The sequence below is a fragment of the Marinobacter sp. AC-23 genome (assembly GCF_001858325.1).
Lineage (GTDB): Bacteria > Pseudomonadota > Gammaproteobacteria > Pseudomonadales > Oleiphilaceae > Marinobacter.
Genome location: NZ_MBPP01000001.1, coordinates 66,837 through 89,622 on the forward strand (window position 1 = coordinate 66,837; position 22,786 = coordinate 89,622).

Sequence of the window (22,786 nt, forward strand, 5' to 3'; positions counted from 1 at the left end):
ATGCAGAAATTTTCCATAAAGCCCATGTTCGCAGTGGCTGTAGCGCTTTTATTTAGCAGCTCATTAATGGCCGCCGACAAAGACGGTTCGGCGGATGAACTGGCCTCCGTACTGACAAGCTATGAAACCTACCAGGCCGACTTTATTCAAATTGTGGTAAATGAGAACGGCGGCAAAGTGCAGGAAACCCGTGGCTCCCTGAAAGCAAAAAGGCCGGGTCTGTTTTACTGGGAAACCCACGCGCCCATGTCGCAGTTTATTGTAAGCGATGGAGATAAAGTGGAAGTTTATGACCCTGACCTGGAACAGGTTACCGTACATAAACTGGACGATCGGGTTCAGTCCACGCCTGCATTGCTGCTAAGTGGTGAGGTAGGCAACCTGGAGGAGACTTACCGGGTGTCTAGTCGCCAAGTCAGCGACGATGTCCGGGAATTCACCCTTGAGCCCAAAAGCGAAGATTCGCTGTTTGTATCCTTGCAGTTAAAGTTTTTCAAGAATGAACTGCAGGAAATGCGTATGCAGGATTCCCTGTCGCAGCTCAGCGTGCTGAGCTTTGACCACATTCAGCTTAACGAAACCGTCGACAAGAGTGCGTTTACGCTTGAGTATCCGGGGGACGTTGACATAATCCGGGACGCGAGCTGAAGTGCAAAACAGCCTGTTCACTGAGGAGGTCGGGTTCCGACCTCTAGCGGCACGCATGCGCCCGGAATCCCTGGATGACTACGTGGGGCAGATGCACCTTGTGGGGCCAGGGAAACCACTGCGCAGAGCCGTGGAGCAGGGGCAGTTGCACTCCATGATTCTTTGGGGGCCGCCGGGGGTTGGCAAAACCACCTTCGCACGGCTGCTGGCGAGTGTTGGCGACCTTAGTTTTGAAACTGTGTCTGCAGTGCTTAGCGGCGTAAAAGATATCCGTGCGATTGTTGAGCGAGCTCGTAATCGCAAGCTGTCCCAAGGCCAGGATACGCTCTTGTTTGTGGACGAAGTCCACCGGTTCAACAAAAGCCAGCAAGACGCATTTCTTCCCCATATCGAAGACGGCACCTTCATCTTCGTCGGTGCCACCACAGAAAACCCCTCCTTCGAGCTTAACAGCGCTCTGCTTTCCCGCACTCGTGTTTATGTCCTGAAAAATCTCGAAGAGCCTGACATTCTGCGGTTGTTAGGGCGGGCTCTGGCCTCAGAAGAAGGCTTTAGTGGTCAGCTCGCGGTGTCAGACGAGGTGCTAAGCGTAATGGCATCGGCCTCCGGCGGTGATGCCCGGCGTGCCCTGAATATTCTGGAGATTTCTGCTGATTTGGCGGAGCCGGATAGCGATGGCAAAAACCGGGTTACCGCAGAGCAACTTGAGCAGGTGATGCAAACCAGTTTGCGCCGTTTTGATAAGGGCGGAGACGTTTTCTACGATCAGATTTCAGCACTGCACAAATCCGTAAGGGGCTCAGACCCAGATGGCGCGCTGTACTGGTTATGCCGAATGCTTGATGGGGGGTGCGATCCTTTGTATGTCGCCCGTCGCCTGGTGCGTATTGCGAGCGAAGATATAGGCAATGCCGATCCCCGTGCCTTGCAGCTAAGTAAAGATGCCTGGGACGCCCAAGAGCGCCTGGGGAGCCCGGAAGGGGAGCTGGCGCTGGCACAGGCGGTGACTTACCTTGCCCTTTCGCCTAAAAGCGACGCTGTATACAAGGCATTCAACCAGTGTATGGCAGACATAAAACAGGATCCGGATTACGAGGTTCCTGTGCATCTTCGCAATGCCCCCACCAAACTTTTGAAAAGCATGGGGCACGGCGAATCCTATCGCTATGCCCACCATGAGCCGGATGCGTTCGCCGCAGGCGAATCCTATCTGCCGGAGGCCATCCACACCCGTAGGTACTATGAGCCAGTCAACCGTGGCCTGGAAATCAAACTTTCCGAAAAACGCCAGAGGCTTGATGCCCTCAATGAACAAAGCCCCAGAAAACGCCATACCTGAGCTTTTTAGCCGGCGGTAGCCACCAGCGCCGGCACAGGTATAATGGCTAACCAATCTACATACATCGCAAACCGGAAAATCCAGGATAACCATGCTCGACCCCAAACTCGTCCGTAACCAGACTGAAGAGATCGCCCGTCGGCTCGCCATTAAGAATTTCGTATTTGACGTGGCCGCCTTTGAGCAACTTGAAGAGCGCCGCCGGGCCGTTCAGGTAAGTACGGAGACCTTGCAGGGCGAGCAAAACAAAAAGTCGAAATTGATCGGCAAAGCCAAGGCGGCAGGCGAAGACATTCAGCCTTTGCTGGATGAAGTAGATAGCCTTAAATCCCGCAAGTCCGAAGCCGAGGAAGAGTTACGCACTTTGCAGGAAGAGCTCAATAGCTTTCTGGCGGGGATTCCGAACCTTCCGGATGAAGATGTCACCACCGGCGACAGCGAAGAAGACAACGTTGAGGTTCGCACGTGGGGCACACCAAAAGTCTTTGATTTTGAACCCAAGGATCATGTGGCCTTGGGCGACGAGCTCGGCGGCCTGGATTTCGAAACCGCGACGCGGCTTGCCCACTCCCGGTTTGCGGTAATGCGCGGGCCAGTGGCGCGCCTGCATCGCGCGCTTGCGCAGTTTATGCTTAACCTGCACACCGGTGAGCACGGTTATTCTGAAACCTATGTGCCTTACCTGGTTAACGCACAGGCGCTTTACGGCACGGGACAACTGCCTAAGTTTGAAGCAGATTTGTTCAAGATGCAGGGAGAGCATCCGCTTTACTTGATTCCTACGGCGGAAGTTCCGGTTACCAATCTGGTTTCAGATTCGATTCTCGATGCAGCCGAACTGCCCTTGAAAATGGTATGTCATACCCCGTGCTTCCGCAGTGAAGCTGGCTCCTACGGTCGCGATACCCGCGGCATGATCCGCCAACACCAGTTCGACAAGGTTGAGCTGGTGCAGGTGGTTCGCCCGGAAGATTCCGAGGCTGCGCTGGAAGCATTGACTGGCCATGCGGAAAAAGTGCTCCAGTTGCTCGAACTCCCTTATCGGCTGGTTGCGTTGTGCGGCGGCGACATGGGCTTTTCTGCCGCAAAAACCTACGATATTGAAGTGTGGTTGCCGGGACAGAGCAAGTACCGTGAAATTTCATCCTGCTCCAATGCCCGCGATTTCCAGGCTCGGCGTATGCACGCTCGCTGGCGCAACCCGGAAACCGGTAAGCCTGAGCCAGTTCATACGTTGAACGGTTCCGGTCTGGCGGTAGGTCGCGCGCTGATTGCGGTTATGGAAAATTATCAGCAAGCTGATGGCAGCATTCTTGTACCTCAAGTACTCAAGCCCTACATGGGCGGCGTTGAGCGCATTCAATGACAGACCAGCCCCTACTAAAAGGCGCAAGGCCTGCTCCGGTTCGCTACAAGGCCAACCCGGTTACCTCGAACCCGAACAGTTCCGCCGGTGAAGTCGCTCTGGTGGGCGCAGGGCCCGGGGATCCGGAATTGCTCACGCTGAAAGCCTGGCGACTTATTTCGTCGGCGGAAGTTGTGCTCTACGACCGGCTGGTGTCACCAGAGATTCTTGCGCTCATTCCGGATACCGCTGAAATGATCCACGTGGGTAAACAGCGAGCTAATCACGCGGTGCCGCAAGATCAGATCAACCAGAGGTTGGTCGATCTGGCAAAAGAGGGTTATCGGGTTGTTCGGCTCAAGGGTGGAGATCCGTTTATATTTGGCCGTGGTGGTGAGGAGATCGAAACCTTGGCGGCTGCCGGTGTTCGGTTTCAGGTTGTACCTGGCATTACAGCGGCCTCTGGCTGTGCGGCCTATGCGGGCATTCCTCTGACCCACCGTGATTACGCCCAGTCGGTGCGCTTTGTAACTGGCCATCTAAAAAACGATACCTGCGACTTGCCCTGGAAAGACTTTGTACAGAACAACCAGACACTGGTATTTTATATGGGGTTGGTTGGTTTGCCGATTATCTGCGAACAGTTGGTGTTGCACGGCATGGCCCCGGACATGCCGGTTGCTCTGATTTCCAAGGGCACCACTCGGGAGCAGCACGTGGTTACCGGAAATCTCGAAACGATTGTGCAGCGGGTAAAGGAAGAAAAGGTGCAGGCGCCAACATTGGTCATTGTTGGCCATGTGGTTTCGCTGCGAGATCGGTTAGATTGGGTTGGGGGGTTGCCAACCTTGTCGGCCTGAGAACACGCTAGAACATAACCAAAAACGGGGAGCTTTGAGAGCTCCCCGTTTTTTTGTGTAGTGGCCTTGGGCTGACTACACGCATTCATCGTAAAGCTTAGACGGCGGTGCGCTTTGGCAGAACGTCTTTCAGCTTATTGCGCATGTCACGGATGGCTTTTTCTGTCGTGTCCCAGTCAATGCAGGCATCGGTCACTGACACGCCATACTTCAGATCTGCCAGATTTTCCGGAATAGACTGGTTGCCCCAGTTGATATTACTTTCAATCATCAGGCTCTGGATAGACGTGTTGCCTTCAAGAATCTGATGGCTAACGTCCTGCATCACCATTGGCTGAATGGCAGGGTCTTTGCTCGAATTGGCGTGGCTGCAGTCAACCATGATGGATTTGCGCAACCCGGCTTTATCGAGGGCTTGTTCGCAAAGCGTTACGTTGACTGAATCGTAATTGGGTTTGCCTCCGCCTCCGCGCAGAACCACATGACCGTATTGGTTGCCTTTGGTGCGGATGATCGCAACCTGACCTTGCTGGTCGATGCCCAGGAAGTTGTGCGAATAAGAAACAGATTTCATGGCATTCACGGCAACATCAAGGCTGCCATCGGTACCATTTTTGAAGCCGATGGCCATTGAAAGGCCGCTGCTCATCTCACGGTGAGTCTGGGATTCTGTGGTGCGGGCACCAATTGCCGACCAGGCAATGGAATCCTGAAGATACTGGGGCGAAATCGGATCCAGAGCCTCGGTTGCAACCGGCAGCCCAAGTTCGTTGATGTCGAGCAGAAGGCGGCGACCTATATGCAGGCCTCGCTCAATATCAAAAGTGTCGTTCAAGTGCGGGTCGTTGATCAGGCCTTTCCAGCCAACCGTTGTTCGCGGCTTTTCAAAATACACACGCATAACAATGAGTAGCGTGTCGCTGACTTCGTCTGCCAGTTTTTTGAGGCGGGAGGCGTAATCCCGTGCTGCGTCAACATCGTGAATAGAGCAAGGGCCTACCACCAGGAACAAGCGGTGGTCTTTACCGTCAATAATGTCGTAAATCGCCTGGCGGCCATTCGTAACGGTTTGCGCAGCGTTGCCAACGAGCGGCATATCCTGTTTGAGCTTTTCAGGGGTAATCAGTGTTTCCTGGCTCGCCACGTTCAGATCTTCAAGTTTATTGCCGGACATGTTTTGCTGTTTCCCCGATTCTTTTCGTTGCCGCCCGGCTGTACTGTGCAATATTCCAGCAGGACCGCAGATTAACGCGAATAGCGCCGGATCCGGTTGTGGTCAACCCCGGCGAGTTAGTTATACTGCTTTATTTACTGGGCCTTTTCAACGCTTCTTGAGCACGGGGAATGGATGTCACAAAACAGGCCGAAGTCGCACCAGGTGGCCTCGCGGAAGGCGGTTGCCGAAAAAATTGATGATGTGCTTGCCGGTATCCGTGTCCCCGACCTTCCTTATCCTGCCGGAAAGCTGTCGCCAGAAACCACAAACGATTGGCAAGCTTTGCTGTTTTCATGCTGGACAGAACAGCGAAACGAGCGGGTAACCCATGTTCTTCGGTCTGTGCATCTTGACTGGTCTGTGCGTCAGATTAATGCGGCCTATGTGGCCGATCGTATTATGGATGTCTTCCTCAAAACCAGTGGCCTGCATACGGCGCTGGCCTTACGCATTGCCCGGTTGCGATTTTATCTGGCGTGGCGCATGAATCTTGAGGGCAACCTGGCCTTCAGCGATCTATTACTGAACTGGTTGGACAGCTTTCAGGAGTGGCGTGGCTGGAGTGATTCTGGCGGGCGTTCATCCAAAGCACTGCTCGATCAGCTGGATGCATTGGTTGTCGCGGTTTCTGCAAGTTTCAATTCTGGCGCCAGCTCTGCTGTAGATGCATTTTGTAGTCAATGGCAGGAAGACTCAGCCAGGCGAAATGCCCAAACCGGAAAGCTTCGCCAACGGCTGCAGGAAACCGAGCGGGGCGCAGCACGTCAACGGCGCTCCGACCAGACTTCAAGGGCGCTGATTGGGCGGGCGCTGCAGGGGCGAAAGTTGCCACAACCCGTATTGCACTTTATTTTTGATCATTGGCAAAGGTTGCTCAAGCAGGCAGTTTGGGATTCTGGCATTAATGGTGAAACCTGCCGGCATGGCAGCAAGTTGCTGGAATGGCTGGTTTGGATAGGCGATCCGGCCCTCTCAGACAACGACAGAGATCGTTTGTACCATGTGGGTGAGCAAATAGGTGACAGGCTTGTAGATGTGTGGAGCCGCGTTTTCGAACATCCTCTTACACCTAATGCCCTAGCTGGCATTGGGGCCGTGATGATGTCCAGATTGCGTGGCGAAACCCCTGAATTGACCGATGCGCTGCCAGACGATCACAGTTTCCCATGGAACCCGGCCTGGCTCAGTTTTGAGGCGCCCCCGCACAAAGAATTCAAGCCATACGAGGAACAGTGGTTTGTTGAAGGTGAGGGCGCAGCTGAGCAGCGTCGTTTCTTCTGTGCGTTTCTTGAAGACACGGCAGAAATCCTCTGGACAAACGGCACAGGTGTAAAACTTGGTCTACAGCCTTGGCAAGCATTCTGTCAGTCACGGGATGCGGGGAGCATTCGCCCGCTACCGGCCCTCACGCCCTTTGGTGAGGTGCTTGAAGAAACCGTTCACGTACTTGCAGTGGCCTGCGAGAAGCAGCGTAAACAGCGCGAGAAGGCCGCTGAAGCCGCCAAGGCCCGCGCTGATGCCCTGCGAAAAGAGAATCAGGCCGCCGAGCTCAAACGCAAGCAACAGGAAGCTGAGCGGTTGGCATTGCTGGAGCGCCAGCGCCAGGAGTTAGAAGATCAGCGATTAGCAGATGAACAAGCGGAGCAGGAACAGCTGTATACGCAAAAAACACTGCTGGCACAAAAGCAGGTAACCGCGATAAACCTGGGTGGCTGGATTTTGGTGAATGCCGAGCGGCCGGAAAGCGAAGCCACACGGCTCAAGCTCGCCGTTCGAACCAATGCTTCGCGAAAGCTGATATTTGTGGATCGGTTGGGGCTCAACCGCCGGGAATTTCTGGAAGATGAGCTGGTGTTGGGTCTTGTGGAGGAGCGGATTCGGGTTCTGGGTGGCGCTGCTGAGTTCGATGACACGCTAAGTAGAGTGGTCGGCCGTATTCGTGTCGGACGACACTGAGCCGGCTGTACACAAGAAGCCAGGAATAATAATGAAAGACACTGACTACACGTTTGGAACAAAGGACGAACCGGCTGTTGGGCAAGACAGCCGCATGCAGTATCGCTTGACGGCCCGCGCACGAATCACGTTGCAACTGGAGGCAGAATACCCGGCATCTGAAGGCGTACCCAGCTCATCCGGGCGGGCACTGGTGTGTGGCATACGTGACATTTCTGTCTGTGGGCTTTGTCTGATTTCTGCGGAATACCTCGCAATCGGTGCTCTGTTTCCAGCATCTGTTACGTTGGGGCATCAGGCAGAAGTGTTTGTTCTGACCGTGGAGGTTGTCTGGTGTTCCCAAGATGAGGAGGACTACTTGGTAGGAGTCAGTATCGTCGAATCAGATCAGACGGCCTATGTGGAATGGACGGACGCTGTCGCGAGCGCTATGGAAATCCCCTAATTAGTTCGTTAGATAGCAAAAAGCCAGCGTTATGCTGGCTCTTTGCATGCTGCTTGAATATTCGAAATTTAATCTTCCAGTTCGCCCATGCCGGTGATATTGAACCCGGCATCCACGTACATAATCTCACCCGTAATACCGCTGGCCATATCAGACGCCAGGAAGGCGGCCGCGTTGCCCACTTCATCTGTGGTCACATTCCGGCGTAACGGAGCGCGCCTGGCGTTTTCGGCGAGCATTTTGCGGAAGCTCTTGATGCCAGAAGCCGCTAAGGTCCTGATTGGCCCTGCAGAAATACCGTTAACCCGGATACCCTCACGGCCCAGGCTTGCAGCCATGTAGCGCACGTTGGATTCCAGCGAGGCTTTGGCAAGACCCATCACGTTGTAGTTCTGAAGCACTTTCTCGGCACCTAGATAGCTCAGCGTGAGCAGAGAGCTGCCCTCATGCATCATAGACCGTGCGCCCTTGGCCAGGGCGACAAAACTGTAGGAGCTTATATCGTGGGCAATCCGGAAGCCTTCGCGGGTTGTCGCATCCACATAGTTGCCGTCTAGTTCATGCCCCGGCGCAAAGCCAACGGCGTGAACGATGATGTCGATGTTGTCCCAGTGCTTGCCCAGTTCTTTAAATACGTTTTCGATTTCTTCATCACTGGCCACGTCGCAAGGGAAGGTCAGTTCGCTACCCCATCCTGCGGCGAATTTTTCTACCCTTGGCTGAAGCTTTTCATTCTGGTAAGTGAAGGCCAGTTCCGCGCCTTCGCGGGCAAAGGCGTCGGCAATGCCGTATGCAATAGACAGTTTGCTGGCTACGCCAACAATCAGCGCTTTCTTGCCGGTAAGTAATCCCATGGGTCGTTCTCCCTTTGTTCCTGATTTTGGTGCATTATCCCCGAAGTGTCCCGGAAGGCGTAACGCTCAAATAGTCGTAGTGAGGGTGGCATCTTTCTGATGATAGAAAAACGCCGCGTTAAGTAATTCTTGTGTGTAGGGTTCAGCCGGCGCCTGGAAGATCTTGGCGGCCTCTCCATATTCCACAATTTCTCCCTGCTGGAGTACCAGTAATTGATGGCTGAGCGCCCGGACAACGGCCAGATCGTGGCTGATAAAGATATAGCTTAGACCATAGCGTGCCTGAATATCCCGAAGCAGCTCGATTACCTGTTTCTGTACCGTGCGATCCAATGCCGACGTGGGCTCATCCAGAATCATAAGATCTGGCTGTAGAACCAAGGCCCGGGCAATGGCGATGCGTTGGCGCTGCCCACCAGAAAACTCGTGCGGGTAGCGATGCTTTGCCTCAGGATCCAGGCCCACATCAAGTAGGGCCGTAATTACTTTTTGTTCATGTTGCTCATGGTTTTCAGAATCGTGAATTTCCAACCCTTCCCGAACAATTTCGGCAACGGACATGCGTGGGCTTAGGCTACCAAATGGATCTTGAAACACAATCTGAACCCGGCGTCGCCAAGGTCGAAACGCGTTTTGATCCAGCCCTGCCAGCTCCTGCCCATCTAACTCTATACTGCCAGTGCTGGCGGTTAGTTTGAGGAGCGCGTGGCCTATCGTGGTTTTGCCGCTACCACTTTCGCCCACAATGCCGAGGGTTTGGCCGCGATTGAGAGTGAAACTGACACGCTTCACCGCATGAAAATACTCTTTTACCTTGCCGAACAGCCCTTTGCGGGTAGTAAACCGCACATCCAGGTTGCTTACGCTCAGCAATGGTTGGTCACTTTTGGCTTGAGTTAGAGGGGCTTCGGGCGGCTCTGCATTCAAAAGCTTGCGGGTGTATGGATGGCTGGGCGACGCAAATAAGGCAGCCGTTTCCTGCTCCTCAACCAGTTTGCCACGTTCCATAACCGCAACCCGATTGGCGTAGCGGCGCACGATGGTGAGATCGTGAGTAATGAGCAAAATGGCCATGCCAAGTTTCTGCTGCAAATCTTGCAGCAGTTCCAATACCTGTTTCTGGACTGTGACGTCCAGGGCCGTGGTTGGCTCGTCAGCGATCAATAAATCTGGCTCGTTGGCCAGCGCCATGGCAATCATCACCCGCTGTTTTTGGCCACCGGAAAGTTGGTGGGGGTACGCGCCAAGACGAGTTTCCGGGTTTTCGATGCCCACCAGTTGCAACAGTTCCAGGCAGCGCTTTCTGGCTTGAGGGCCACGCATGCCCTTGTGAAGCTCCAGAGTTTCGCTGATCTGCCTCTCCACGCTATGCAGCGGATTCAAGGAGGTCATGGGCTCTTGGAAAATCATGCTGATTTCCCGCCCGCGCACCTGACGCATCCGCTTTTCCGACGCCTGAAGTAGGTCTTCTCCACGGTAGCGGATCTCGCCACCCGGGTAGCTGGCATGCCGCTCATCTAACAGCCGCAATACAGAGAGCGCGGTAACAGATTTACCGGAACCACTTTCGCCAACCAGGGCTAGAGTTTCGCCCTGTTGCAAGGCAAGAGACAGAGAGTCCACGGCCTTCTGGCCTTGGTTGAAGCAGATCGAGAGATTGGTTATCTCTAACAACTCACTCATATCAGCTCTCTTATCCGGTTTTGCGTGGGTCGAAGGCATCACGCACAGCTTCGCCTACAAAAACCAGCAGGGTCAGCATCAGTGATAGGGAAGCGAATGCCGATATACCCAACCAGGGCGCATGTAGATTGGCCTTACCCTGGGCAATCAGTTCTCCGAGGGACGGCGAACCCGTGGGCAAGCCGAAGCCAAGGAAATCCAGGGAGGTGAGGGCGGTAATGGCGCCAGTGAGAATAAATGGCAAAAAGGTCAGCGTTGCCACCATGGCGTTGGGTAGAATGTGGCGGAACATGATCTTCCGGTTATCCAGCCCCAGGGCCCGGGCCGCTTTCACGTATTCGAAGTTCCGGGCTCTCAAAAACTCCGCTCGAACCACATCCACTAATCCCATCCAGCTGAACATCAACATGATGCCCAGAAGCCACCAGAAGTTCGGCTGTACTATGCCCGAGAGGATAATCAAAAGGTATAGAACCGGCAGGCCCGACCAGATTTCGATAAAACGCTGGCCGATCAGATCAATTTTGCCTCCGTAAAAGCCCTGTATGGCACCCACCATCACCCCAACGATGCAGCTGGCAATGGTAAGGGTTAGCCCGAACAAAACGGATATACGGAAGCCGTAAATTACACGCGCAGCCACGTCTCGGCCCTGATCGTCCGTGCCCAACCAGTTTTCCGCGCTGGGTGGTGCAGGCGAGGGCACATCAAGGTCGTAGTTAATAGTGTCATAGCTGAACCGGATGGGCGGCCATATCATCCAGCCATTGGCGAGTATTTCGTCCGCGATGAATGGGTCGCGGTAATCCGTATTGGTAGGCAAAAAGCCGCCAAAGGTCTCCTCCGGCACATTCTCTACTACGGGAAAATACAGCGTGTCTTGATAGGAAATCACAAGCGGCTTGTCGTTGGAGATCAACTCGGCAACCAGGGTCAGCCCAAAAATGGCCAGGAACACCCACAACGACCAGAAGCCGCGGCGGTTATTGCGGAAGTTTCGTAGCCGGCGTTGTTGAATGGGAGTAAGCGCTTTCACGTTACGCGCCCTCCCGGCTTTCAAAGTCGATGCGTGGATCCACCAGCACGTAGGTGATGTCGCTGATCAGCTTGAGCGCCAAGCCCATCAGGGTAAATATGAAGAGAGTGCCGAAAATAACCGGGTAATCCCGATTCAAGGCGGCTTCAAAACCCAACAGGCCGAGGCCATCCAGGGAGAAAATAACTTCAATCAACAATGAACCCGTAAAGAACAGCGAAACCAGTACTCCGGGTAAACTGGCAATCACGATCAGCATGGCGTTGCGAAATACGTGGCCGTACAAAACCTGGTTCTCGTCTAGGCCTTTGGCTCTTGCTGTAACCACGTACTGCTTGCCGATTTCGTCCAGGAACGAGTTTTTGGTAAGCAGAGTAAGGGTGGCAAAGCCCCCGATCACGTTGGCGGTTACTGGCAAAGCAAGGTGCCAAAAATAGTCTCCGGCCTTCTGATACCAGTTGAGCTGATCAAAGTCGGAAGATGTAAGCCCACGCAGTGGAAACCAATCGAAGTAGCTGCCGCCGGCAAACAGAACAATCAACAAAATAGCGAACAAAAAACCCGGAATGGCATAGCCGATTACGATGGCTGAACTGCTCCATACATCGAAACGAGAGCCGTCTGAAACCGCCTTTCGGATACCCAGAGGTATGGAGATAAAGTAGATAACCAACGTGGACCAGAGGCCCAGAGAGATAGACACAGGCATTTTGTCGAGGATCAACTCGGTCACGCTTTTATCGCGAAAAAACGAGTCGCCAAAATTGAAGGTGGCGTAGTCTTTGAGCATTTTGAAGAAACGCTCGTGAGCAGGTTTGTCGAAGCCATACATCACTTCGATTTCTTTCAGCATGTCATCAGGAATGCCGCGGGAGCCACGGCGGTCACTGGAGGCACTGGACACTTCTGCGCCTGTGTCGCCACCAGAGGCGCGCGCCAGAGCGCTGCCGCCATGGCCTTCCATTTCTGCAATCAGTTGCTCAACCGGGCCGCCAGGCGCTGCCTGTACGATCACAAAGTTGAGCAGCAGAATGCCGATCAGAGTAGGGATTATCAGCGCTAAGCGCCGCAGTATATAAATGCCCATTTAGCGGCAGCTTCCTCAGGGCTCAGCCCACCAGTTATCGAGGTCGGTACCGTTTTTGGGTGGTGTTTTCGGATGTTTCAGGTAGTTCCAGTAGGCCACACGATCTTTTGCCAGGTGCCAATGGGGAACCACGTAATAGCCATTGAGTAAAACTCTATCGAGGGCGCGGGTACGTTGCACGAGCTCTTCCCGGTCTGGGGCCTGTATCACCAATCTCACCAATTGATCAACCACCGGGTCACTCACCCCGGCGTAATTACGGGAGCCATTTACATCAACGGTAGACGAGTCCCAGTACTCCCTTTGCTCATTGCCTGGGGAGTCGGACTGGCCGATGACCTGAGCGATCATGTCGTAATCGAATTCGCGCACACGTTGGACATATTGGTTGCTGTCTACCAAGCGCACGGATACATCAATGCCAAGCCTGGCCAGGTTGTTTTTAAAGGGTAGCGCAACTCTTTCAAAGCTTTTCTGGAACAGCAGAATCTCGAATTTTAGAGGTTTGCCGGTCTCGGTATGAATCATTTTGCCGTCGCGAACCTCGTACCCGGCTGAACGCAAAAGCCCCATGGCTGTTCGTAAGTTATGACGAAGGCCTTGCTTGCCGTCGGTGGTGGGTGCTTTGAAGGGTTTGGTGAAAATATCTTCGTCCAGCTGATCCCGGTACTTTTCAAGTATGCTCAGTTCCCGGCCAGAAGGCAGGCCAGTAGAAGCCAGTTCACTGTTCTCGAAGTAACTGTTGGTGCGGGAATACTGGCCATAAAACAGGTTTTTGTTCGTCCACTCGAAATCAAAACCGTAGGTCAGCGCTTCCCGAACTCGCGGGTCCTTGAAAACCTCTTTTCGGGTGTTGAATACGAACCCTTGCATGCCAGTGGGGCGGTGGTGCTCGATGGCCTCTTTAATGATGGTGCCATCGTCGAACTTATCGCCGGTGTAGGCCGTGGCCCAGTTTTTGGCTGAGGTTTCTACTCTGAAATCAAAATTGCCGGCTTTGAATGCCTCCAGCGCAACTGTGTCGTCGGTATAGTAATCGTAGCGAATTAGGTCGAAGTTAAACCTGCCTTTTCGAACGGCAATGTCCTTCGCCCAATAATCCCCTAGCCGTTCATACACAACAGAGCGGCCCGCTTCAAAGTCGCCTATGCGATAGGCTCCGCTGCCCACGGGAGGCGTAAGGCCATTTTCACCAAACTCCCGGTTTTCCCAGTAGTGAGCGGGCAGAATGGGTATTTGTCCGAGAATCAGAGGCAGTTCACGGTTGCTGGTTTCCTGAAAGTCAAAGCGAATACGCAGGTCGTTTTCCACCGTCACCTTGCTCACGTCGGCATAATAATTCCGGTAAAACGGGTGGCCCTTGGTGGTGAGGATCTCGAAGGAAAACTTCACGTCTTCTGCGGTGATGGGTTCGCCATCCTGAAACCGGGCCGATTCCCTCAGGTTGAAAACCACATAACTGCGGTCCTCAGGCGTTTCCAACGACTCTGCAATGAGCCCATACATGGAAAATGGCTCATCTGCAGAGTATTCAAGGAGAGTATCGTAGAGATAGTTGCTGATGCCCGCTGCAGCTACACCGCGGATATCGAATGGATTGAACGAGTCAAAGCCGTTTGCAACGACCGCCATCTTCAGGGTGCCACCCTTGGGAGCCTTGGGGTTAACGTAATCGAAGTGACTGAACCCCTTCGGGTATTTTGGCTCCCCGTGCATGGCCATACCGTGAACAGCCTGAGCGCCCGGCGTTGGGGCCTGGGCGTCAGATGCTGAGCTGGCGGCGGACACAATACCGGAACCGGCCAGCAAGGCGAAGAGTGAAAAAACCGCTGTAAGGCTTGAGACTGTTCGTATTATTGTCATGGGTCTCTCGTAAACCGATGATTCTTAGGGGCTGTTCCTGATGTCGACGTAGAGTACCAGACTTTGCCCGGGTTGCAGATAACGCGAGGTGTTCAGATCGTTCCAGCTTGCGATGTCTTGCACGTTTACCGAAAATCGATTCGCAATGAGCGCCAGGGAATCGCCCTTGCGAACGCGGTACCCCACCTTGCGCACCATGGCTTTACCGCGGGTGCTGTCGGCAGATGCAAGGGTTGGCTGTGCCGTGTTCGACCAGATTACCAATTTTTTACCGGGAATAAGAGGGTCTCCGGGTGCCATGCCGTTCCACGCGGCAACCTGGCGCACAGAAACCCTATGTTCGCGGGCAATATCCCAGAACGTGTCCCCACGACGCACGGTATAGCGCAGTTTGTTGCCATCCCGCTTCTTGGCTTGCTTGCGCTCAAGTCGCTTGGATGCGCTAAGGGCATAGGCGTCGGAGTTCTTCGAAGCCGAAGGGATCATCAGCCGCTGGCCAATGCGAATAAGATCACTGTTGAGGTTATTCACCTGCAGAAGCACGGCCGGCGTGGTCGAGAATTTTCGGGAAATAGTGTTCAGGCTATCTCCTGACTTAACCACATAGTTGCGCCAGGAGACACGCTTTCCCGAAGGTATATCCTTCAAAGCTGTTCGGAAGGCTTCCGCGTTCTGGTGCGGAACCAGCAGGCGGTGGGGGCCTTTGGGTGATGTGGCCCAGCGGTTATAGGACGGGTTAAGCAGGTATATTTCGTCAATATCGACGCCTGCAAGCTCTGCGGCCTGTGCCAGGTCCAGCTGCCCACCGGTATCGACCACTTCGAAATACGGCTCGTCCATCAGAACCGGAAGCTCAATGCCATAGGCTTCGGGATCATCGAATATTTTCGCCAGGGCAATGAGCTTGGGTACGTAATGCCGGGTTTCCTGGGGCAATTGCAACGACCAAAAGTCCTGTGGTTTATTGCTTTTCCGGTTACGGCGCATGGCGCTTGAAACCGTGCCACCACCACTGTTATATGCGGCAAGAGCGAGAGTGTAGTCGCCATCAAACCGCTTGGTCAGCCGGTCAAGATACGTTAGAGCGGCATCTGTAGCGGCAATTACGTCGCGACGGTCATCGTGCCACCAGCTCTGGGTGAGGCCAAAGTATTTACCGGTTGAGGGTATAAACTGCCAAAGGCCCGCGGCTCGACCGTGGGAATAAGCAAAGGGGTCGAAAGCACTCTCCACGACCGGCAGTAGTGCAAATTCGGCGGGCAGACCACGTTTTTCAGTCTCGTTGACGATGTGGTGCAAATACCTGCTGCCGCGCTCGACGACTCGGTTGATATAACCTGGATGTCGCGCATACCAGTTCAACTGATCTCTCACGCGCTTGTTGTCGATATCGTGGTCAAGGACGAACCCGGCCCGCAAACGATTCCACAGGTCTGCCTGCTCCGAGGCCGCATCCGCAAGTTTCTGTTCTGGGTTATCGAGTTTTTCTCGAGCTTCTCTGGCGGCGGCTTTGAGTTCAGGAGCGATAGCGTCGTCCAGCGGCTCGTCGCGAACTGTATCGCTGCCCTTGCCAGTAGCCACCGCTTCCTTTAGTCCTTCATCGCCAGCTGCAAGAGTGACCTCATCTGAGTCAAGAGGGCTCTCGGGCGTTTTTTCCGCAGTTAAATAAAGTGAACTACAGCCGCCTGCCAAGGCACCAAGGAACATCAGCAGGGGTAATCGATTGACCGACATAGGCAATTTCCGGCTCTGGTTTGATGTCGGGCTTGTGTCCAAAAACCCGGCATATTTAGTAAGTTACGAGCAAAAAGTTAAACGATTCTATGGGAGCGCCTTTCCAGCGGTCAACCGATCTCTCGTTACGGTGGTGAGAGAAAGTGTTACCGGCTTAAAAATTATCTTTGCCGTGCCGTATGGCAGCGAAGATTGCGCTGTCGGAATCTGCGGCCAGGCCTTGCTCTGTGCAGTACTGTTTTGCCACCGCTACGACGGCGGGGTCATCCCAACGCAAAAACGGGTTGAGCTGTTTTTCGTCCGCTAGTATTGAGGGCACGGTGGGCTCGCCGGCTTCCCGACGTTCCTTGCACCGGCGTTCAAAGGCTTCGAGCTTGCTGTCGTCTGGCAACCAGCTCCGGGCGAAACGTAGATTGGCCAAAGTATACTCATGGGCACAGTAGACGGCCGTATTGCCGGGAAGCTCCCTGAGGGCTTTAAGGGACTCCATCATTTGGCTGGGAGTGCCTTCAAACAATCGGCCACAGCCAATGACGAATAGTGTGTCGCCACAAAAAAGGGCGGGGTGGCCGGCAATTTCAACATCGGTAAAGAACGCAATGTGGTCCAGGGTATGCCCAGGCACACTCATTACCTGAAATGTAATACCCTCCCACAAAACTTCATCGCCCGGGTGAACGAAGTGGGTGCTACCCTTAAACGGCGAATCTGCAGGACCGACAACACGGCAATCCGGATAGACCTGCATCAGTGCTTTTATTCCGCCCACATGATCTGGGTGGTGATGGGTAGCCAGAATGGTGTCCAGCTGCAACCCGTGTTTAACAAGGTGATCTTGCACCGGCCCGGCTTGGCCAGGATCCACAATCAACGCTTTGCCAGTGTCTGGGTCTGCAAGACACCATATGTAGTTGTCACTGAATGCTGGAATGGCAGAGATGTTGAGCATCAGGTGTCCCCGTATGTGCTTGGCAAGTGTGGCTGATATGATAGAGCATTAAACCCTTAGCCCCAACAACCCCTGAATTGGTGACGTTCTTGCAGGTTCTTTTTAACGCGGGAGTACAGGCAGTGTGAAGAAAGGCCAGGTCGTTGATTATCCGTCCCGAAATGAAAGCTTTGAGAACTGGTTCCAGACGTCCCTTGGGCGGGCCTTGCTGGCAGATCAGCGAGGCTTTCTCGATCGCAAGCTAGCGCGCCTTACGGGGGCACGGCAACTTCAGGTGAGTGTGAGTCACCGGCTACCCCTTACCAGCGGCACTGACTTTTCACAAAAAATAATGACTACGCCCCGATGCTTTACGGGCATACCAGACGGTGTGGTGGTGTGCGATGCAGACGAATTGCCTTTCCCTGGGGATTCTATGGATTTGGTTGTACTTCATCATACTGCCGATTTTTCTGATTATCCTCATCAGGTTTTGCGAGAGGCCGCGAGGGTATTGAGGGGCGAGGGCACCATTGCTCTTATTGCTTTAACCCCATCAGCGTTTGGGGTTTTCGCCGGTTTATCTCTCGACAGCATGCCGGCCCTTGGGGCGGGCGCTTTCTTTTACGGCGGCGCATGGAAGACTGGCTGCATTTATTGGACTTTCAGGTTGAGGTGTCTGTGACACGCTTCTTTCGCCTGCCTGTTCAACGTAGTGGTCGGCACGGCAGCGGCAAGGTTTCGGGCCGGTTCAGCGAGCGAATGTCCAGGTACGGATTCCTGCCGGTTGGGGCGTATTACTGTATCCTTGCGAAAAAACGGGTCTGCGCCCGGATTCCACAGCGCCACGTATGGCGCCAGAACAAAGTCATGGGTTTGACTGGAAATGGCACAGTAGGCGCATCCAGGGGCTGCCCGCCACAGAACCTGAGCCACCCTGAAGATTAACTGGCCACGGTTAGGCCACCGTACCGATAGAGTTGCAGGAGTCGTAATGTCCGAAAAGGTGATTGTGTATACCGATGGAGCCTGCAAAGGCAACCCTGGGCCTGGTGGCTGGGGAGTAGTGCTCCGCTATGGCGGCGCCTGTAAAACCCTGCATGGCGGAGAGCGCCAGACCACGAATAATCGCATGGAGCTGCTGGCAGCGATTCAGGGATTGAAGGCTCTTAATCGTGGCTGTCAGGTCGAGTTGTATACGGATTCTCAGTATGTGCGGAAAGGTATTACCGAGTGGCTTTCAGGATGGAAGCGAAACGGCTGGAAAACGGCATCGAAAAAACCTGTGAAAAATGATGACCTTTGGCGCGAGCTTGATTTGGAAACCGCAAAACACGCGGTTAACTGGCACTGGGTTAAAGGGCACGCAGGCGTTCCGGACAACGAACTCGCAGACGAACTTGCAAATAAGGGTGTTGCCGAACTGATCGGTAGTTAAAGGGCACCCTGAACTAAACCTGTGTGGGAACTATGAGACAAATTGTACTGGATACAGAAACAACGGGTATAGATCCGGCAGAAGGTCACCGGATTATCGAGATTGGTTGCGTTGAAATGGTGGAGCGCCAGCTAACAGGGCGTAACTATCATGTTTACATCAATCCCGAGCGTGAAGTTGAAGCAGAAGCCATCACTATCCACGGGATTACCAATGAATTTCTCGTGGATAAGCCAAAATTCGCAGCCGTCGCCGATGAGTTTTTTGAATTTATAAAAGGCGCTGAGTTGGTTATTCACAACGCAGCGTTTGATATTGGTTTCATGGACACAGAGTTTGCGCGGGTTAAACCGGTACGCAAAACCGCCGACCATTGCGCAGTGGTGGATTCTCTGGCCCTTGCACGGGCAAAGCACCCAGGCCAGAAGAATAACCTGAACGCACTGTGCAAACGCTATGGCGTGGACAACAGCAACCGAGAGCTTCACGGAGCACTTTTGGATGCGGAAATCCTGGCCGAGGTGTACTTACTGCTCACGGGTGGACAAACCGCGCTGTCACTTGATGCCGGGTCTGAAAACGGGGGCAGTTCGGGCGGCATTCGCCGATTAAGCTCCGCTCGGCCTGAGCTGGCGATTGTGAAGGCAAGCGAGGCCGAACATGAAGCCATCAGGCGTTCATGACAGCCCTTGAAAAGAAAGCTGGAGAAACCATTTGGAGCAAGCTTGAAGGTGCAGAATGAGAACTGCGTCTGCCTGTACCAATTGTTACATTCCAGCTTTGTTGAGGCCCTTGAGTTTTATGTTATAAGTAGTGATAAGTTCGCCAGTTTTTCGTTTGCGCACTTTGGTCGGAAGGAGTGACCCGACCCATAATAAAAAAGGTTTGACAGATATTGTTGTCAGATCAGAGCTCACTAAGACGGTGCGGTAGTCTCCGCAAATTAATAGGAAGCGTTTATGGTTCAATCGTCTCTGGCGACGAAATCGCAGTCGTTTGATCTGGTCAAAAGTGAAATAGAACAGACCATCAAGCAGGCAGAATCCACCTTGAGCGCTTTCAGGAAAACCGGGAGAGTGGGGAGGATCTGCAGAACTGTCTGGATTTCCTGAATCAGCTTCGCGGCATCTTTATCCTGGTGGAACTCCGTGGCGGTACGCTGCTCTGCCAAGAAGCTGTCGCCATGGCAAATGATGTTCCGGTTGGCGCAAACGACGACAAGAACATTCTGCTCACGACCCTGAACAGTGCGCTATTTATTCTGCGCCGGTACGTAGAGTACTACCATCACCAGCGTGCGGATCACCCTGAACTGCTGCTGCCGGTTATCAACGAACTGCGAGAAGCTCGCCGCGAAAAACCCTACCCGGAATCCTGTTTCTTCGAAGTTGACGTGAAAGACCAGCCCGATTTTAGCGCTGGCATGTCGATTCAAGCTTTCGAAGGCACCGACACTGAATACGAGATTGTTGCCCGGCGCATGCGGCTTACCTTTCAGGTAGCTCTGCTGGGTGTGCTCAGAGATCGTAACCCCATCGTTAGCCAGAAGCTTATAGGCCGTGCCGCGCGAGGTTTTGTTCGCTTGTGCCAGGGAGCACCCATGGGGCAAATGTGGTGTCTGGTCGCCACTGTCGCGGACACCATGGTAGATCGCACCATGCCTTTCACAAAGGCCCGTAAGCGCATGTTCATACGCATAGAAAAGTATGCCCGTGAAGTGGTTTACGTCGGTAAGGTGGCTACGACCAAGGATGCGCCGGATTCACTCATTCGAGACTTGGTGTACCTGGTTTATCGCAGTGGTTCGGGCAACCCTGAAGCGACCCGTGTTCTGTCTGCTTTCAAGTTGACCCCCGCTGAGTTCCCGGATTCCATCCTTGAGGCTCATGCTAGGCGTTTGTATGGCCCCGGCACGGACGTGTTGGAATCGCTTTCTGAAGCTTTGCAGGATGAGCTCAATCAACTAAAAGATAAGCTCGATATTATAGAGCGAGGGATTGAGCCAGATTTGGCAGAACTTTCCTCCATTGCGGACACGTTGGAGCGACTGGGTAATACATTGGTTATGTTGGACCTCAATCGCCTGGCAACCATAGCCCGCGAAGAGGCAGCCAGGCTCCGTACATGGGAGGCGGAATCCCGACTTCCCGGTGAGGATGAGCTTTACCGCCTTGCGGACTCGGTACTGGGTATTGAAGATGCAGTTATGCAGATTGTCAGCCGTGGTATCACAGCAGAAACAGACGCACTGGCAGGCAGTGAGCGAAGCCGTGAAGAATCTATCTATTTCAAGGAAGCGGTTTACGTAGTAGCCGACGAGGCCCGTGGTGCACTGACGTTAGCCAAGCGTGCCATTACGGCCTTTGTGGAGTCGGATTACGACAAACTTCACCTTGCCAACTTGCCTGCTACTTTGCACAGCATTTGGGGTGGGCTGCAGATGGTAAACGACCCTGGCGCGGCTCATGTGCTTGAGCGCGTTGCTGCATCTATCCAGGACCGTTTTCTGGATGCCCGCGAAGCGCCTGAAGCCCAGGTGCTGGAAGCATTGGCAGATGCTCTCACCTCTCTTGAATATTATATTGAAAGCATCGGTAAGCGGGAGGAGAGCAATGCTGATCTGCTCAGGCTGGCGGAATCGTCTCTGGATGATGTTGGGCTGTAATAACGACCTTCCAAGTTAACTTATAGCCAATAAAAACCCGCGCTAGGCGCGGGTTTTTTGTGAGCTCAACTCAGGGCAATGTTAGCCCATGTTGAATAGCTCACCCAGCTTGGTAGCCAGCATCATGTCGCCTTCGGCGCGGAGCTGGCCTGCCATAAAGGCTTGCATGCCGTCAGTCTCGCCAGACACGATGCCTTCCAGAGTTTCGGCATTCATGATTAGCGTTACAGAAGGGTCAGCGTGAGCACCTTCGTTCAGCTTACAAGTGCCGTCTTTGATAACCAGGTTGTAGGTCTTGTCATCTTCGATATCGAACTGGAATACCAGATCCAGGCCTTGAGCTGCGTCTGCGTTGAAATTCTTCTCGAGCTTTTCAAAGATTTGATCTACAGACATCTTTTTTACCCTTTTAAATGGTTGTCTTGTGATGATAACGGCTTTGTGTGCCTGGCTTTGAAACCGGGGAGAGCCGACTTCGCAAATCGACTTTATGGTGAGATGTTACCCCTGTCAAGCCCGATCGAACGCTTGTTTTAATATTTTTGATCTGCTTATCACCAGAGTTTCGGTAAGCTACACTCTCGTGCTTGCTTAACTGCCTGGAGAAGCGTTTTGGAGTTTTTGACTGAATACGGCTTGTTTTTAGCCAAAGTAATCACCTTTGTCGTTGCAGCAGTGGTTGTTGTGTCCATTATTGTCTCTGTTGCCCGCAAAGACCGGGGCGATCATGAAGATGATGGTGAGCTGCAAATCTTTAAGCTCAATGAAAAATACCGCAAACTTCGTGAGACCATTCAGGCACGACTCATGACTGAACATGAACGTAAAGCCTGGAGCAAAGCGAAAAAGAAAGAAGACAAAGCAGAAAAGAAAGCCGGAAAAGCAAAAAAAGCGGATACCGGTGCTGTTAAAGAGGCGCCAGGCCGAATCTACGTACTGGATTTTGATGGTGACATTAAAGCCAGTGATACAGACCCGCTTCGTCGCGCAATCTCGGCAGTACTCAGCGTTGCAGAGCCAGGCAAAGATGAAGTGGTCATTCGCCTCGAAAGTGGCGGTGGCCTTGTGCATTCCTACGGCCTTGCAGCTGCACAATTAGACCGTATCCGCAGTAAAGGCATACATCTTACGGCCTGTGTCGATAAGGTTGCTGCCAGTGGCGGGTACATGATGGCCTGCGTAGCGGACAAGATCATTGCCTCGCCTTTTGCGGTTCTAGGCTCTATTGGTGTTGTCGCCCAACTTCCGAATTTTCACCGCTTGCTCAAAAAGAATAACGTGGATTTTGAAATACTGACCGCCGGTGAGCACAAGCGCACCATGACAGTATTTGGTGAGAACACCGACAAAGGTCGACAGAAGTTCCTTGACGATCTGGAAGATACCCACGGCCTGTTCAAAGACTACGTAAGTGAGCGCCGTCCGGAACTTGATATTGCAGCGGTGGCTACCGGCGACATTTGGTTCGGCAAGCGGGCACTTGAGGTAAAGCTCATCGACGAGATCAAAACCTCCGACGAATATCTTATTGAAGCATGCGACAGGGCAGACGTAGTCTCTGTGTCGTTCCAACGCAAACGCACTCTCCCGGAAAAACTCGGGTTGGCAACCAGCTCCGCACTAGAGCACACCGTGTGGAAGGTTCTGAGCGCGTTCCGTAACCAAAAAATTCAGTAGCTAACCGCAAGC

Annotated in this window: 16 protein-coding genes and 4 pseudogenes; 11 read left to right on the plus strand and 9 right to left on the minus strand. The window is 53.5% G+C overall.

The features are described from left to right. The 4 genes and pseudogenes from lolA to cobA form a co-directional block, all read left to right on the plus strand. A complete protein-coding gene (gene lolA, locus BCA33_RS00280) occupies nt 1-648 on the plus strand; it encodes an outer membrane lipoprotein chaperone LolA (protein WP_071262812.1) in 648 nt (215 codons plus the stop codon). A gap of 1 nt (nt 649) precedes the next feature. Next, the gene (locus tag BCA33_RS00285) at nt 650-1,987 is read left to right on the plus strand and encodes a replication-associated recombination protein A (RefSeq protein ID WP_071262813.1); all 1,338 of its coding nucleotides are present in this window, start codon (nt 650-652) and stop codon (nt 1,985-1,987) included. Between the two features lie 91 nt (nt 1,988-2,078). Next, nucleotides 2,079-3,353, plus strand: coding sequence for a serine--tRNA ligase (gene serS, locus BCA33_RS00290; protein WP_071262814.1), 1,275 nt, complete (start codon nt 2,079-2,081; stop codon nt 3,351-3,353). An 80-nt stretch (nt 3,354-3,433) separates the two neighbouring features. Further along, a pseudogene (gene cobA, locus BCA33_RS00295) lies at nt 3,434-4,192 on the plus strand (uroporphyrinogen-III C-methyltransferase); the annotation flags it as partial. 97 nt (nt 4,193-4,289) lie between these two features. Here the strand turns inward: cobA and BCA33_RS00300 are convergent. Continuing rightward, nucleotides 4,290-5,366: a 3-deoxy-7-phosphoheptulonate synthase gene (locus BCA33_RS00300; RefSeq protein ID WP_071262816.1), complete on the minus strand. Its 1,077-nt coding sequence runs from the start codon at nt 5,364-5,366 to the stop codon at nt 4,290-4,292. 174 nt (nt 5,367-5,540) lie between these two features. Between BCA33_RS00300 and BCA33_RS00305 the strand changes: the two genes are divergently transcribed. Next, a complete protein-coding gene (locus BCA33_RS00305; RefSeq protein ID WP_071262817.1) occupies nt 5,541-7,364 on the plus strand; it encodes a DUF1631 family protein in 1,824 nt (607 codons plus the stop codon). Between the two features lie 31 nt (nt 7,365-7,395). Continuing rightward, nucleotides 7,396-7,809: a PilZ domain-containing protein gene (locus BCA33_RS00310; RefSeq protein ID WP_071262818.1), complete on the plus strand. Its 414-nt coding sequence runs from the start codon at nt 7,396-7,398 to the stop codon at nt 7,807-7,809. Between the two features lie 68 nt (nt 7,810-7,877). Here BCA33_RS00310 and BCA33_RS00315 read toward each other — a convergent pair whose 3' ends face one another. The 7 genes from BCA33_RS00315 to gloB form a co-directional block, all read right to left on the minus strand. Then, the gene (locus BCA33_RS00315) at nt 7,878-8,663 is read right to left on the minus strand and encodes an enoyl-ACP reductase (RefSeq protein WP_071262819.1); all 786 of its coding nucleotides are present in this window, start codon (nt 8,661-8,663) and stop codon (nt 7,878-7,880) included. A 66-nt stretch (nt 8,664-8,729) separates the two neighbouring features. After that, the gene (locus BCA33_RS00320) at nt 8,730-10,346 is read right to left on the minus strand and encodes an ABC transporter ATP-binding protein (protein WP_071262821.1); all 1,617 of its coding nucleotides are present in this window, start codon (nt 10,344-10,346) and stop codon (nt 8,730-8,732) included. Nucleotides 10,347-10,356: 10 nt separating this feature from the next. Continuing rightward, nucleotides 10,357-11,382, minus strand: coding sequence for an ABC transporter permease (locus tag BCA33_RS00325; RefSeq protein ID WP_139172841.1), 1,026 nt, complete (start codon nt 11,380-11,382; stop codon nt 10,357-10,359). A gap of 1 nt (nt 11,383) precedes the next feature. After that, the gene (locus BCA33_RS00330) at nt 11,384-12,469 is read right to left on the minus strand and encodes a microcin C ABC transporter permease YejB (protein WP_071262823.1); all 1,086 of its coding nucleotides are present in this window, start codon (nt 12,467-12,469) and stop codon (nt 11,384-11,386) included. A 15-nt stretch (nt 12,470-12,484) separates the two neighbouring features. Continuing rightward, on the minus strand, nt 12,485-14,332 hold the full coding sequence (locus BCA33_RS00335) for an extracellular solute-binding protein (protein ID WP_071262824.1): 1,848 nt from the start codon (nt 14,330-14,332) through the stop codon (nt 12,485-12,487). 24 nt (nt 14,333-14,356) lie between these two features. Next, complete coding sequence (locus tag BCA33_RS00340) at nt 14,357-16,066, minus strand: LysM peptidoglycan-binding domain-containing protein (protein WP_071262825.1); 1,710 nt, start codon at nt 16,064-16,066, stop codon at nt 14,357-14,359. Nucleotides 16,067-16,220: 154 nt separating this feature from the next. Next, on the minus strand, nt 16,221-17,015 hold the full coding sequence (gene gloB, locus BCA33_RS00345; RefSeq protein WP_071262826.1) for a hydroxyacylglutathione hydrolase: 795 nt from the start codon (nt 17,013-17,015) through the stop codon (nt 16,221-16,223). A 124-nt stretch (nt 17,016-17,139) separates the two neighbouring features. Between gloB and BCA33_RS00350 the strand changes: the two are divergent. The 4 genes and pseudogenes from BCA33_RS00350 to BCA33_RS00365 all read left to right on the plus strand — a co-directional run bounded on the left by BCA33_RS00350 (nt 17,140) and on the right by BCA33_RS00365 (nt 21,097). Further along, nucleotides 17,140-17,942: pseudogene (locus tag BCA33_RS00350) on the plus strand (class I SAM-dependent methyltransferase). 46 nt (nt 17,943-17,988) lie between these two features. Beyond that, nucleotides 17,989-18,432 carry a ribonuclease HI gene (rnhA, locus tag BCA33_RS00355; RefSeq protein ID WP_071262827.1) on the plus strand — a complete coding sequence of 148 codons (444 nt, stop codon included), beginning with the start codon at nt 17,989-17,991 and terminating at the stop codon, nt 18,430-18,432. A 32-nt stretch (nt 18,433-18,464) separates the two neighbouring features. Then, nucleotides 18,465-19,174, plus strand: a pseudogene (dnaQ, locus tag BCA33_RS00360) (DNA polymerase III subunit epsilon). Nucleotides 19,175-19,391: 217 nt separating this feature from the next. Next, nucleotides 19,392-21,097: pseudogene (locus BCA33_RS00365) on the plus strand (chemotaxis protein). 81 nt (nt 21,098-21,178) lie between these two features. On the opposite strand, the gene BCA33_RS00370 reads toward BCA33_RS00365, so the two are convergent. Next, nucleotides 21,179-21,493, minus strand: coding sequence for an SCP2 sterol-binding domain-containing protein (locus tag BCA33_RS00370; RefSeq protein WP_071262828.1), 315 nt, complete (start codon nt 21,491-21,493; stop codon nt 21,179-21,181). A 216-nt stretch (nt 21,494-21,709) separates the two neighbouring features. On the opposite strand from BCA33_RS00370, the gene sohB reads away from it, so the two are divergent. Next, complete coding sequence (sohB, locus tag BCA33_RS00375) at nt 21,710-22,774, plus strand: protease SohB (RefSeq protein ID WP_071262829.1); 1,065 nt, start codon at nt 21,710-21,712, stop codon at nt 22,772-22,774. Nucleotides 22,775-22,786 lie beyond the last annotated feature (12 nt).

Bases quoted from the DNA above. Each gene is read 5' to 3' on its own strand.
- BCA33_RS00330 (WP_071262823.1), bottom strand. From the start codon at position 12,469: ATGGGCATTTATATACTGCGGCGCTTAGCGCTGATAATCCCTACTCTG.
- BCA33_RS00335 (WP_071262824.1), bottom strand. From the start codon at position 14,332: ATGACAATAATACGAACAGTCTCAAGCCTTACAGCGGTTTTTTCACTC.
- rnhA (WP_071262827.1), top strand. From the start codon at position 17,989: ATGTCCGAAAAGGTGATTGTGTATACCGATGGAGCCTGCAAAGGCAAC.
- BCA33_RS00305 (WP_071262817.1), top strand. From the start codon at position 5,541: ATGTCACAAAACAGGCCGAAGTCGCACCAGGTGGCCTCGCGGAAGGCG.
- serS (WP_071262814.1), top strand. From the start codon at position 2,079: ATGCTCGACCCCAAACTCGTCCGTAACCAGACTGAAGAGATCGCCCGT.
- BCA33_RS00370 (WP_071262828.1), bottom strand. From the start codon at position 21,493: ATGTCTGTAGATCAAATCTTTGAAAAGCTCGAGAAGAATTTCAACGCA.
- BCA33_RS00300 (WP_071262816.1), bottom strand. From the start codon at position 5,366: ATGTCCGGCAATAAACTTGAAGATCTGAACGTGGCGAGCCAGGAAACA.
- BCA33_RS00320 (WP_071262821.1), bottom strand. From the start codon at position 10,346: ATGAGTGAGTTGTTAGAGATAACCAATCTCTCGATCTGCTTCAACCAA.
- BCA33_RS00340 (WP_071262825.1), bottom strand. From the start codon at position 16,066: ATGTCGGTCAATCGATTACCCCTGCTGATGTTCCTTGGTGCCTTGGCA.
- lolA (WP_071262812.1), top strand. From the start codon at position 1: ATGCAGAAATTTTCCATAAAGCCCATGTTCGCAGTGGCTGTAGCGCTT.
- BCA33_RS00315 (WP_071262819.1), bottom strand. From the start codon at position 8,663: ATGGGATTACTTACCGGCAAGAAAGCGCTGATTGTTGGCGTAGCCAGC.
- gloB (WP_071262826.1), bottom strand. From the start codon at position 17,015: ATGCTCAACATCTCTGCCATTCCAGCATTCAGTGACAACTACATATGG.
- BCA33_RS00310 (WP_071262818.1), top strand. From the start codon at position 7,396: ATGAAAGACACTGACTACACGTTTGGAACAAAGGACGAACCGGCTGTT.